The 11,649-nt window shown below is 68.4% G+C and carries 12 protein-coding genes; 5 read left to right on the top strand and 7 right to left on the bottom strand.

Annotation, left to right across the window (positions count from 1 at the left end):
- Positions 1 to 6 precede the first annotated feature (6 nt).
- The 5 genes from ASE48_RS27175 to clpB form a co-directional block, all read right to left on the bottom strand.
- Positions 7 to 663, bottom strand: coding sequence for a TrmH family RNA methyltransferase (locus ASE48_RS27175; protein WP_057170278.1), 657 nt, complete (start codon positions 661 to 663; stop codon positions 7 to 9).
- Positions 656 to 1,540 (bottom strand): hypothetical protein, encoded by an 885-nt coding sequence (locus tag ASE48_RS27180; RefSeq protein ID WP_200962276.1) that lies wholly within the window; start codon positions 1,538 to 1,540, stop codon positions 656 to 658. Before ASE48_RS27180 ends, ASE48_RS27175 begins: the two co-directional genes overlap by 8 nt.
- A gap of 15 nt (positions 1,541 to 1,555) precedes the next feature.
- Positions 1,556 to 2,326: an SDR family NAD(P)-dependent oxidoreductase gene (locus ASE48_RS27185; RefSeq protein WP_082614451.1), complete on the bottom strand. Its 771-nt coding sequence runs from the start codon at positions 2,324 to 2,326 to the stop codon at positions 1,556 to 1,558.
- 6 nt (positions 2,327 to 2,332) lie between these two features.
- Positions 2,333 to 3,157 carry a trehalose monomycolate transport factor TtfA gene (gene ttfA / locus ASE48_RS27190; protein WP_057170280.1) on the bottom strand — a complete coding sequence of 275 codons (825 nt, stop codon included), beginning with the start codon at positions 3,155 to 3,157 and terminating at the stop codon, positions 2,333 to 2,335.
- A gap of 137 nt (positions 3,158 to 3,294) precedes the next feature.
- Entirely contained in the window at positions 3,295 to 5,841 is a 2,547-nt protein-coding gene (gene clpB, locus ASE48_RS27195; RefSeq protein ID WP_057170281.1) for an ATP-dependent chaperone ClpB, read from the bottom strand.
- A gap of 158 nt (positions 5,842 to 5,999) precedes the next feature.
- On the opposite strand from clpB, the gene ASE48_RS27200 reads away from it, so the two are divergent.
- From ASE48_RS27200 to ASE48_RS27210, 3 genes are read left to right on the top strand one after another with little or no spacing between them, the layout of a single operon-like run.
- Positions 6,000 to 6,617 carry a hypothetical protein gene (locus ASE48_RS27200; RefSeq protein WP_057170282.1) on the top strand — a complete coding sequence of 206 codons (618 nt, stop codon included), beginning with the start codon at positions 6,000 to 6,002 and terminating at the stop codon, positions 6,615 to 6,617.
- 17 nt (positions 6,618 to 6,634) lie between these two features.
- On the top strand, positions 6,635 to 7,204 hold the full coding sequence (locus ASE48_RS27205; RefSeq protein WP_057170283.1) for an Rv0361 family membrane protein: 570 nt from the start codon (positions 6,635 to 6,637) through the stop codon (positions 7,202 to 7,204).
- Positions 7,201 to 7,872, top strand: a complete 672-nt coding sequence (locus ASE48_RS27210; RefSeq protein ID WP_057170284.1) for a GAP family protein — start codon at positions 7,201 to 7,203, stop codon at positions 7,870 to 7,872. The genes ASE48_RS27205 and ASE48_RS27210 overlap by 4 nt, the downstream gene beginning before the upstream one ends.
- Here the strand turns inward: ASE48_RS27210 and ASE48_RS27215 are convergent.
- Positions 7,857 to 8,777, bottom strand: a complete 921-nt coding sequence (locus ASE48_RS27215; RefSeq protein WP_235571573.1) for an antibiotic biosynthesis monooxygenase — start codon at positions 8,775 to 8,777, stop codon at positions 7,857 to 7,859. The two genes, ASE48_RS27210 and ASE48_RS27215, sit on opposite strands and share 16 nt — an antisense overlap.
- Positions 8,774 to 9,400: a TetR/AcrR family transcriptional regulator gene (locus ASE48_RS27220; protein ID WP_057170285.1), complete on the bottom strand. Its 627-nt coding sequence runs from the start codon at positions 9,398 to 9,400 to the stop codon at positions 8,774 to 8,776. Before ASE48_RS27220 ends, ASE48_RS27215 begins: the two co-directional genes overlap by 4 nt.
- Before the next feature lie 96 nt (positions 9,401 to 9,496).
- Between ASE48_RS27220 and ASE48_RS27225 the strand changes: the two genes are divergently transcribed.
- Together ASE48_RS27225 and ASE48_RS27230 are read left to right on the top strand one after the other, a co-directional pair.
- Positions 9,497 to 10,480 carry a hypothetical protein gene (locus ASE48_RS27225; protein WP_057170286.1) on the top strand — a complete coding sequence of 328 codons (984 nt, stop codon included), beginning with the start codon at positions 9,497 to 9,499 and terminating at the stop codon, positions 10,478 to 10,480.
- Between the two features lie 11 nt (positions 10,481 to 10,491).
- Positions 10,492 to 11,643, top strand: coding sequence for an FAD-binding oxidoreductase (locus ASE48_RS27230; RefSeq protein ID WP_057170287.1), 1,152 nt, complete (start codon positions 10,492 to 10,494; stop codon positions 11,641 to 11,643).
- Positions 11,644 to 11,649: the final 6 nt, after the last annotated feature.

Consider the following 11,649-nt stretch of genomic DNA (forward strand, 5'->3'; position numbering starts at 1 on the left):
CCTGCCCTACCAGGCCCGGGATGTGTCGGCATGCGTGCGGATCCACGCGTGCATCGCGATGCCGGCGGCGACACCGGCGTTGATGCTGCGGGTCGAGCCGAACTGGGCGATGGACACCGTCAATTCGGCCCCGCCGGAGGCTTCCGGGGTGATGCCCGGGCCCTCCTGCCCGAACACCAGCAGGCATTCCCGGGGCAGCGTGACGTGTTCGAGGGGCTGGGACCCCGGCACATTGTCGACGGCGACGACGGTGAGGCCCGCGCCGGCGGCGAAGTCCAGCAGCTCGGCGGTGGAGTCGTGGTGGCGCAGCCGTTGGTAGCGGTCGGTCACCATGGCGCCGCGACGGTTCCAGCGGCGCCGGCCGACGATGTGCACGGTGTCCACCGCGAAGGCGTTGGCGGTGCGCACCACGGTGCCGATATTGGCATCGCTGCCAAAGTTCTCGATGGCCACGTGCAGCGGGTGCCTTCGGGTGTCGATATCGGCGATGATCGCCTCACGCGTCCAATACCGGTATGCGTCAACGACATTGCGGGTGTCCCCGTCGCGCAACAAGTCCGGATCGTAGCGTGGGTCATCGGGTGCGGGCCTGTCCCAGGGGCCGACGCCCGGCGTCTCGCCCCATTCGGTGGGGCCTGGTCGCTCTGACGAGCTGTCAGTCACCGGTCGTCCACAGCGCCGCGTGGGTGCCGACCAGTGACACCGACGGGTAGAGCAGCGCGGCGTTGATCTCACCCTGGGTGCACATCGATGCCCGGATGGACACCGCGTCCCGCGCCGCGTCGGGCATCACCAACAGCGAGGAGCCGTACAACGAACAGGCATGGGAGAGGCCACTTCCCGGCAGGGTCGGGCCGGTCAGCACCATCAGCGGACCACCGCGCGCCTTCGAGTCGTCCTGGTAGCGTTCGGCCAGCCCGTCGATCGACAGGCCAAGCAGCATGTATCCGTTGCCGCTGAACGCCTCCGGGTCACCCAGCGCGGTCGGCGCCAGCTGCGAGCCGTCGGCCTTGAAAGCATCCACGCTGGTCGAGCGCATCGCCAGGCCGGTCTCGGTGGCGCTGGTGGGCGCCAACCCGACCGGGAAGGCCGCCGCGTAGGCGACCGTCGTCTTGGGCATCCGGTCGTGCGGCGAGTACAGGTACACCCCGCGCACCTGGCTCTGGTCCCGGATCGGGCCCAGACATGCTGTGCCACTGAGGCGCTGCGGGTCCCGCGCGGTGATGGGCTGCAGGCTCAGGTCGGGCGCCGACGCGCACCCGCCGATGGCATTGCCTTCGATGGGGTGGGCGAGCGCACCGTACAGACCGAACCGCAGGGTCTCCGCCGGAGCGTGCGCGCCGCCCTCCTCGGCGACGGCGGCATCGACGTCGATGAGCACCTGATCGCCCTCGAACCGCAGATTGGCCACCGACACGTTCCAGCCCAGGACGGACAGCGACTCGCCCACCTTGGCCTGCTGGGTGCCGAAGGGGCCTGCGGTGTCGTCGCTGCCGGAGCACGCCGCAAGCGTCAGCACCGCCAGCGTGGCCGCCAGCATCCGTTTCCACCGCATTCAGGTCCGCCCGCGGCCTTTACCGACCCTTTTGGTCAAGCCGCGCAACAGGTTCCGAGGAACCAGCCGGCTGCCGGTGGTGAGCACCTTGTACTGCAGGCCGGGCACGATCACGATCTCACCCTTGGCGACATCGGCCAGGCAGTCCCGGACCACGTCGTCGACCTCAAGCCAGAACCAGGACGGCGTGCCCGACATCTCGATGCCGGCCCGCTCGTGGAACTCGGTGCGCACGAAGCCCGGGCACAGTGCGTGCACGCCGACACCGGTGCCGCCGAGGCCGTTGGCCAGGCCCTCGGAGAAGGCGATGACCCAGGATTTGGACGCCGAATAGGTGGAGCCGCGGCCGGGCAGCAGGCCCGCCACACTGGCCACGTTGATGACGGTGCCCTCTCCGGCGGCCAGCATGGCAGGCAGCGCGGCATGGGTCAGTTGCATGACGGCGGTGACGTTGACGTCCAGCTGGGACTGCAGCAGCGCGAAGTCAGCGGTCCAGAACTCGCCCGAGGTGCCGAACCCGGCGTTGTTGATCAGGGTGTGCACCCCGGCGGACAGCCGCTCGGCGACCCGTTGCCGATCCGCGGCGACGGCCAGGTCGGCGGGGAGTACCTCGACGGTGCTTCCGGCTTCATCGCGCAGTTCGGCGGCGAGTTGTTCCAGGCGTGCGGTGTCGCGGGCTACCAGGACCAGGTCGTACCCGTCCTGGGCGTAACGGCGGGCGAAACCCTCTCCGAGGCCGGAGGTCGGCCCGGTGATCAGTGCTACCGGCACAGGCGGTTACCGCTGGTAGTGCGGTGACTGCCGGGTGCTGTTGTGCACCGGCGGACGCTGCTGGACATAGCGGCCCACGTCAGCGCGGCCGGGCGGCAGGTCGCCGCGTCCGGCGGGAAGTTCGGCGGGGCGCGGCAGCAACGGACGGCTCGGCGAACCGCTGCGGCGGGCCAGTGCGGGCTGACCGCTGCGGGCACCGACACCGTTGTGGCCGGGCTGCGGGACCGGAGGCAGCACCCGGAGCAGGTCGTTGAACTGACGCACGGTGCGCAGTCCCTCGTCCCACTGGGCGCGGCTGCTGGTGATCGGCATGGCCACCAGCGTCCAGTTCTGCTCGTTCCACATGATCTCGGCGCAATCGGGTGCGGTGTGCGCGAACGTCACCATCCGGCGGTCGCACGCGCGGCGGGCCGCATCGAGATTGGTGGAGTACACCATCCGCGGGCCGATGGCGCCGAGCAGCCAGATATCGCTCTCGCGGGGCTCCTTGATGTCCTTGAGACGCAGGTCCACCACGACATTGGTGCCGACTTTGCGGTGCAGCGCGATCACGGTGGCGACATCGTCGAGATCGAAGATGAAGACAGCCTCGCCGCGGATCTGGCCCAGCACCACATTGCGGGCCGTGACGCTTTCCCCGACGGTCGACATCACGCCGCGCTTCCAGCGGCTCAGGATGTCGGCAGATTCGTGTTCATAGTCGAAACCGTGCGACTTCGCCCACGACTTACGCCGCCGGCCCAACCCGCGCCGGCGGTCGATATCCACGTACAGCAAGACCGCAGCTCCGACAAAGCAGAGGGCGGACAGCGTGAACCAGAGAGGAACCATTGCCCTCAGCGTACTTGCTGGAGCCCGATTCGCCAGAACTCGAGATGGTCACAACAGGGTTACTCGAGCACCAATGGCCACTTGTTGCACGGAATCGCGGGGGAACCGTGCAACAAGTGGCCATCGAGCGGGGTGGATCAGGCCAAGATCAGGCCCTCGCCGTCGGCGCTGACGTCGACGGTGACGGTGTCTCCGTCGTGCACCTGGCCGGCCAGCAACATCCGGGCCAGCTGGTCGCCGATCGCCTGCTGCACCAGCCGGCGCAGCGGGCGGGCACCGTAGAGCGGGTCGAATCCGCGATCGGCCAGCCACTGCTTGGCCTCCAGCGACACCTCCAGGGTGAGCCTGCGCTGAGCCAGCCGCTTCTGCAGCTGGTTCAGCTGGATGTCGACGATGGACACCAGCTGGTCGGGGGTCAGCGCGTCGAAGATCAGCACGTCGTCGAGACGGTTGATGAACTCCGGCTTGAACGCCGCCCGAACGGCCGCCATCACCTGCTCCTCGGTGCCGCCCGACCCGAGGTTGGACGTCAGGATGAGGATGGTGTTGCGGAAATCGACCGTGCGACCCTGACCGTCGGTCAGCCTGCCCTCGTCGAGGACCTGCAGCAGCACGTCGAACACGTCCGGGTGCGCCTTCTCCACCTCGTCGAACAGCACCACGGTGTACGGCCTGCGCCGCACCGCCTCGGTGAGCTGACCGCCCTGGTCGTAGCCGATGTAGCCCGGAGGCGCACCGACCAGCCGAGCGACGGAGTGCTTCTCGCCGTACTCGCTCATGTCGATGCGGACCATCGCGCGTTCGTCGTCGAACAGGAACTCCGCGAGCGCCTTGGCCAGCTCGGTCTTACCGACACCGGTGGGCCCGAGGAACATGAACGAGCCCGTCGGACGGTTCGGGTCGGCGACGCCGGCGCGTGAACGCCGCACCGCGTCGGAGACCGCGGCGACCGCGTCCTTCTGACCGATGACGCGACGACCCAGCTCGTCCTCCATGCGCAGCAGCTTGGCGGTCTCCCCTTCGAGCATCCGCCCGGCCGGGATACCGGTCCAGGCCTCCACCACCTCGGCGATGTCGTCGGGACCGACCTCCTCCTTGAGCATCACGTTCTCGCGGGCCTCCGCGACCGGCAGTGCGGCGTCGAGCTTCTTCTCGATCTCCGGGATGCGGCCGTAGCGCAGCTCGGCGGCCTTGGCCAGGTCACCGTCGCGCTCGGCGCGGTCGGCCTCGCCGCGCAGCCGGTCCAGCTGTTCGGTGAAATCGCGGACGATGTCGATGGCGCTCTTCTCGTTCTGCCACCGCGTGGTCAGTTCGGACAGCTGTTCCTTCTTGTCGGCCAGCTCGGCGCGCAGCTTCTCCAGGCGGTCCTTCGAGGCGTCGTCCGATTCCTTGGCCAGCGCCATCTCCTCGATCTCGAGGCGGCGGACCAGCCGTTCGACCTCGTCGATCTCGACGGGCCGGGAGTCGATCTCCATCCGCAGCCGCGATCCGGCCTCGTCGACCAGGTCGATGGCCTTGTCGGGCAGGAAGCGGCTGGTGATGTACCGGTCGCTCAGCGTCGCGGCGGCCACCAGCGCGGAGTCGGTGATGCGCACACCGTGGTGCACCTCGTAGCGGTCCTTGAGACCACGCAAGATGCCGACGGTGTCCTCGACGGAGGGTTCGCCGACCAGCACCTGCTGGAAGCGGCGCTCCAGCGCGGCGTCCTTCTCGATGTACTTGCGGTACTCATCGAGCGTGGTGGCACCGACCAGGCGCAGCTCGCCACGGGCCAGCATGGGCTTGATCATGTTGCCGGCGTCCATCGCCGACTCACCGGTGGCACCGGCGCCGACGATGGTGTGCAGCTCGTCGATGAACGTGATGACCTGCCCGGCCGAGTTCTTGATGTCATCGAGGACGGCCTTGAGGCGCTCCTCGAATTCACCGCGGTACTTGGCGCCGGCCACCATGGCACCCAGGTCCAGGGAGACCAGGGTCTTGTCGCGCAGGCTCTCCGGCACGTCGCCGGCGATGATGCGCTGGGCCAGGCCCTCGACGATGGCGGTCTTGCCGACACCGGGCTCACCGATGAGCACCGGGTTGTTCTTGGTACGGCGGCTCAGCACCTGCACGACGCGACGAATCTCGTTGTCGCGCCCGATCACCGGGTCGAGCTTGCCTTCCCGGGCGGCGGCGGTCAGGTCGGTGGAGTACTTCTCCAGCGCCTGATAGGTGCCCTCGGGGTCGGGGCTGGTGACCCGGGCGCTGCCACGCACCTTGGTGAACGCGTCACGCAGGGCTTCCGGCGATGCGCCGGCACCGGTGAGCAGCTTGGCCGTGTCCGCATTGCCGGTGGCCAGGCCGACCAGCAGATGCTCGGTGGAGACGTACTCGTCGTCCATCTCGGTGGCCAGGTGCTGCGCCGTGGTGATCGCGGTGATCGCGTCCGGGCTGAGCTGGGGTTGCGAGCTGGAACCGGAGGCGCTGGGCAGCCGGGCGACGAGGCGCTCGGCCTCGGACCGGATCCTCGCGGGCTCGACTCCGACCGCTTCCAGCAGAGGCGCGGCGATACCGTCGTTCTGCGTCAGCAACGCCATCAACAAATGAGCGGGAGTGATCTGCGGGTTGCCTGCCGACGTCGCCGCCTGCAGGGCCGAGGTCAGTGCCGCCTGGGTCTTCGTGGTCGGATTGAACGAGTCCACGACACCTACCTTTCTAGGTTCTTTACAGCTGGGTAAAAATGCTTGTCGTGTTGTGCAACGCAGTCAAGGTTGAGTCTGTTCCGCTCAACTCTATAAATTTTCGGTGAGTCGCGCCGCGCACCCGCCGACGTTCGACCGGACGGGGTTAACGTCTGTGTATGTCCGAGTCCGGTTCCGGCGATTTCGAGTTCGAACGGAAGTTCTTCGTCCGCGAGATGCCCGCCGTCGCGGCGTCCGATCCCACTCCGGCGCTGATCGTGCAGGCCTACCTGTTCGCCGCGGACGGCTACGCGGTCCGCATCCGCCTCCAGGGTCCGGCCCCCGCCGAGCTCAGTGGGACGCCCGCCGAACTCGTGCAGGCACTGAGTGACGACACGATCGGCACCATGACCGCCAAGGGGCCCGCCACCGGCGGCACCCGCTACGAGGCCGAGCGCGAACTCGATCCGGTGGTGGCCGGGCAGATCGTGGCGCGGGCCGAGCACGTCGTCGTGAAGGTCCGGTACTCGGCGTGGCTGGGCGAGGACGGCTGGATCATCGACCGGTTCCTGAGCGGCAACGCTCCCCTGGTGATCGCCGAGGTCGAGCGCGGCGGGCCCGTCGTCGATCTGGTGATACCGGAGTTCTGCGCCACCGAGGTGTCCGAGGACGACCGCTTCCGCAACGAGTACCTCGCGCACCATCCGTTCGGCGGCTGGGCAGGCACCTACCTCGACGAGCTCGAGCTGCTCGGTCCCCGGTTCGTGGAAAGTCTCGGACGAAATACCTTCGGCTGATCGGCGACACTGTGGCGATGCGCTTCAATCCCCCGCCGAACTGGCCGCCTGTCCCGCCGGGGTGGGCGCCGCCCGCCGGCTGGCAGCCCGACCCGTCCTGGCCGCCGCCGCCACCGGGCTGGCCGCTGTGGGTGCCGGCGGGGAAGTCCGGGCGCCGCAACGGACTCATCCTCGGTGCGGTGGGCGCCGTGCTACTGATCGCCGTCGGCGCGGTCGTCACCATCGCCGTGACCCGCGACGGACCGACCGCTGGTCCGGTCGGCGCCCCGACGACGACCACGACCGCCGCGGCGCTCTCCGATGAGGACCAGATCGAGAAGGTCGTCGAGCAGTTCCAGCAGGCTTGGAACGGACAGGAATTCGACAACCTGCGCAATCTGATGTGCGCCGACATGCGTGCCGATGAACAATTCTCCCGGGCCAATTTCGCCCAGATGCGCGACGAGATGGGTCAGTTGGATCTGAGCGTCACGTCGATCGACGTCAATGGCAAGACTGCCGACACCGTGATCGAGAACGACGGCAAAGACCCCGACGACATCGCGTTCTCCTACGAGAACGGCCAGTGGAAGTGGTGTGAACTATGACCGACAGCTGGGGTTCCGTGCTGACCGAGCTCATTCCGCTGGCCATGGTGATCGCGCTCTCACCGCTGTCCATCATTCCCGCGGTGCTCGCCCTGCACACCGACCGACCGCGTCCGACCGGGCTGGCCTTCCTGGCCGGCTGGCTGTTGGGGCTGGCCGCGCTGGTGTCGCTGTTCGTGGTGGCCTCCGATCTGGTCGGCTCCCTGGACAAGCCGCCGAGCTGGGCGTCCTGGCTGCGCATCATCGTCGGTGCGGCACTGATCGTGTTCGGCGGATACAAGTGGGTGACCCGCAAGAAGTCCGAGCATTCACCGGCCTGGATGCGCAAGCTGAGCGGCCTCACCCCGACCCGGGCCGTGGTGACCGCCGCGGCGCTTGCGGTGGTGAACCCCAAGGTGTTGTTCATCTGCATCGCCGCGGGTTTGGCGATCGGCACCGCCGGTATCGGCCAAGCGCACGCCTGGCTGGCAATGATCTACTTCGTGCTGATCGCCGGTAGCACCGCGCTCCTGCCGATCCTGGCCTATGTCGTCAGTGGGGAACGGTTGGCGGCCCCGTTGACCCGACTGAAGGAGTGGATGGAGCACCAGCACGCCACCCTGGTGGCCGCCATCCTGGTCCTCATCGGTCTCATGTTGCTGTACAAGGGAATTCACGCACTCGCATAGTCCCAGAACTGCAACCATCGGACCGAATCGAACAGCAGCAACGTGGCCCCGTAGAGCAGCAGGATCACCAGCGCGCCGGCCAGGCTGCTGCGCCGGCCCGCACCGTCCACCGGATCCAGCCACCGCCGGAAAGGCCTCGACGCCCAAGGCATCAGCCACCACTGCATCAGGACCACGCTGACCACCTGACTCAGCCACAGCGACAGCCAGGGCTCGGCCCCGAACCGGTCCAGCACCGGACCGAGGAACCTCGACAGCAGCATCACCGTCGGGTACAGCACGACCATGACGAGCATGACCGACTTCCAGTTGGGTGTCATCAGCATGCGGCCACCGTCGGTGCGCACGGTGGTGCCGAAACCGGTGGTGCCCGACGCTGCGGCGAACTCCGCGGTCAGGCTCGACCGCAGACCGGGCAGGGCGGACTCGCGTTGACCCGATGACATCCACCCGGCCAACTGCCGATCGGTGCGAAAACGCAGCACCGAGAGTGCTTCTCCCCCATCCACAAAGAGAACGGTGCCCTCATACCCGCTGAATCCGCGCGCGGCCGCGGCGAGTCCGCGCTGCGAATCCAGGAACTCGCCGGCCTTGCCCTCGACGAGCTGATGCCGAAAGGCTGCGATGCCGGCCGGAGGCGGCTCGTCGGTCGCGAGCTGGATTGCCGGAGCCGCCGGTAGCCATCCCGCAGTGCGCAACACGTCGGCGTCGTCCAGCCAGGCGTCCACTTCCGTTGTGCCGGTGAAGGTCACCGCAACGGCGGGCTCGAAGCATCCGTCGACCACCGACACCCGAGCTCTGATGCAGCCGGGTGCGGTGGCGGTCAACGCGTTCGCCCACTCCGAGAACGTGCCGTCGCCGCCGGGGTGGAACACCAGCACCGCGGTCACCTCGCGCCCGGTCACTCGGGCAGCCCCAACTCGACGGCCGAGGCCGTCAGGTAGCGGTTCACGGTGGGCCCGATCAGGGTCACCACATCCTCGGTCGGCAGATCCGCCAAAGGGGGCACCTTCATCACATAGCGCAGCAGTGCGGTGCCCAGCAGATTGGTGGCGGCCAGCATCGCCCGCAGCGGGGCCTGCTCGCCACCGCCGATGACTCCGGACACCGCGGTCAGCACGTAAGTCTGGATGAAGGACCGCAGCGCCTCGTTCGCGTCGGGGTTCGAGGTGGCGGACTGCAGCATCGCGATCATGCTCTGCCCGGTCTCCGGCCCCTCCCAGATCTGCAGGTATCGGCGGACCAGGCGGGTGCCGACATCTCCCTCGGCGGCGGTCATCGCCGCGACGAGTTGTTCGGGATCGAGCAGCAGCCGCAGGGATTCGCGAAACAGGTCGGCCTTGGACCCGAACAGATACAGCACCATCGACGGGTCGACGTGGGCGTCGCGGGCGATGGCGCGCAGCGTCGTCTTCTCGTATCCGTGCGCCGCGAAATGGTGCTTGGCCGCTGCCAGCACGGCGTCCCTGGAGACCGGCTCACCCTGCCTCCTACCCCGCTTCGAGGTTCTCTGTGCTGGTGAAGGCATGTTTCGACATTATCATTTCACTCACTGTTGAAATACCGCCGAGGCGGAGTTACGCTCTGCGGACATTATTTCAACACTGGATGAAAAGAGCGCACGATGACCGCTCCCGCCCCCGCCAGGCCGGCCCACCATGCCGTCCCCGAGCTCCAGCCCCCTGCCGCGGCCCGGGCGGCGGCCGTCGTGTTCGCCCTCACCGCCCTGCTGGCGATCCTCGCGCTCGCCTTCGCGCTGCCCGCGGCGAAGTCGAAACCACACGAGGTACCGATCGGGATCGCCGGGCCCACAGCGGTGGCCGAGATGCTCGAGCGGACCGCCCCCGGTGCCTTCGCCGTCACCTACTACCCCGGTGCCGCCGCGCTGCGGCAGGCTGTGCTGGACCGGCAGGTGTACGGCGGCATCGCCTTCGACACGGGCCAACCGACGCTGTTCACCGCCACCGGCGGCAGCCCCGCAATCGCACAGCTGCTCACCCAGATCGGGTCGGGTATCGCCGGGCACAACGGAGTGCAGCTGAACACCGAGGACATCGCCCCGCCCAGTGCCGATGACCCGCGCGGCGCCGGCCTGGCCGCGTCGGCACTGCCCATCACGCTGGCCAGCATCCTGCCCGCGATGGCGCTGGTCCTCGTCCTTAGGCAGCAGGTATGGCTCCGCTTCGCCGCGGCGATCGCCTTCGCCGGCCTGATGGGTGTGACGGCCGCGGTGCTGCTGCGCTACCCGCTGGGGTCGATCGATGAGAACTTCTGGGGCGTCGCCGGTGGACTGGCGCTCGGCATTGCGGCCGCACTGCTGTTCGTCCTCGGGCTGGGGTCGCTGTTCGGACGGACCGGGTTGGCCATCGGGTCGGGGCTGGCGGTGCTGGTCGGCAACCCGCTGTCGGGGCTGACCAGTGCACCCGAGATGTTGCCCGCCGGCTGGGGCACGATCGGCCAGCTGCTGCCCCAAGGTGCCACCGCCACCCTGTTGCGGTCGACGGCCTACTTCGGCGGTTCCGGCGCCACCTCGGCGATTTTGGTGCTGAGCTGCTGGGCGATCGCGGGCACAGCGCTGATTGCGACCGCCGCGATCCGCCGCGCCTAAACTCGTACCCCGTGGGACTCGACGACCGCGACGCGCTGCAGACCCTGCGTGCCGCGGTCGGCACCGATGAGGTGATCCGCAGGATCTACACGCGCTGGTTCGCCATCGACATGTCGGCGCGCGATCTGTTTCCTCCCGACCTGACCCGCCAGCGGGCGTCCTTCGGTGAAGCCCTGAGCTGGCTGCTAGCCGAGATGATCGCCCAGCGCGCCGACGAACCGGTCGCCTTCATGGCCCAACTCGGGCGGGATCACCGCAAATACGGTGTCACCGGGGCGCATTACGACACCCTGGGCCAGGCGCTGCTGGCCACCCTGCGCGGCGAGCTCGCCGAGGCCTGGGACGGCCGGATCGCCGAGGCCACAACGGATTTCGTGGGGCTCGTGATCGGTGTGATGCGCGGCGCCGCCGACGCCGAGCAGACGCCGCCGTTCGTCGACGGCACGGTGCTCGAGCACATCCGGGCGACGCGGGACGTCTCGATCGTCCGGTTGCAGCTGGACCGGCCGCTGTCCTATCACCCCGGGCAGTACGTGACGGTGCAGGTGCCGCAGTGGCCGCGCCGGTGGCGTTATCTGAGTCCGTCGATACCCGCCGACGGCAGCGGTGCCATCGAGTTCCACGTCCGGTCCGTCAGCGGCGGAATGGTCAGCACGGCAATCGTCGGCGAAACCGTGCCCGGGGACCGGTGGCGACTGTCCAACCCGCACGGCGGACTGCAGATCGACCGCGACGGTGAGGACGTGCTGCTGGTGGCGGGCAGCACCGGGCTGGCGCCGCTGCGGGCGTTGATCTCCGACCTGTGCCGTTTTGCCGAGAACCCGCGGGTGCACCTGTTCTTCGGCGGCCGTTATCCCTGCGATCTCTACGATCTGCGCACACTGTGGGAGATCGCCTCGACCAACCCGTGGCTGTCGGTGACGCCGGTCTCGGAGTTCTCCACCAATCCGCCGTGGGCCGCCGACTATCCCGATCACCAGCCACCACGCGGCCTGCATGTGCGTCAGACCGGGCAGTTGCCCGAGGTGGTGACGAGCTACGGCAGCTGGGGTGACCGCCAGATCCTGATCTGCGGCGGTCCGGACATGGTGACCGCGACCAAGGCCGCACTGATCGCGAAAGGCGCACCGCCCGAGCGGATCCAGCACGACCCGCTGGCGTGACAGAAT

Source organism: Mycobacterium sp. Root265 (genome assembly GCF_001428895.1).
Lineage (GTDB): Bacteria > Actinomycetota > Actinomycetes > Mycobacteriales > Mycobacteriaceae > Mycobacterium.

Coding starts and splice junctions, on each gene's coding strand:
- ASE48_RS27225 (WP_057170286.1), top strand. CDS start 9,497: ATGACCGCTCCCGCCCCCGCCAGGCCGGCCCACCATGCCGTCCCCGAG.
- ASE48_RS27210 (WP_057170284.1), top strand. CDS start 7,201: ATGACCGACAGCTGGGGTTCCGTGCTGACCGAGCTCATTCCGCTGGCC.
- ASE48_RS27180 (WP_200962276.1), bottom strand. CDS start 1,540: ATGCTGGCGGCCACGCTGGCGGTGCTGACGCTTGCGGCGTGCTCCGGC.
- ttfA (WP_057170280.1), bottom strand. CDS start 3,157: ATGGTTCCTCTCTGGTTCACGCTGTCCGCCCTCTGCTTTGTCGGAGCT.
- ASE48_RS27205 (WP_057170283.1), top strand. CDS start 6,635: ATGCGCTTCAATCCCCCGCCGAACTGGCCGCCTGTCCCGCCGGGGTGG.
- ASE48_RS27220 (WP_057170285.1), bottom strand. CDS start 9,400: ATGCCTTCACCAGCACAGAGAACCTCGAAGCGGGGTAGGAGGCAGGGT.
- ASE48_RS27200 (WP_057170282.1), top strand. CDS start 6,000: ATGTCCGAGTCCGGTTCCGGCGATTTCGAGTTCGAACGGAAGTTCTTC.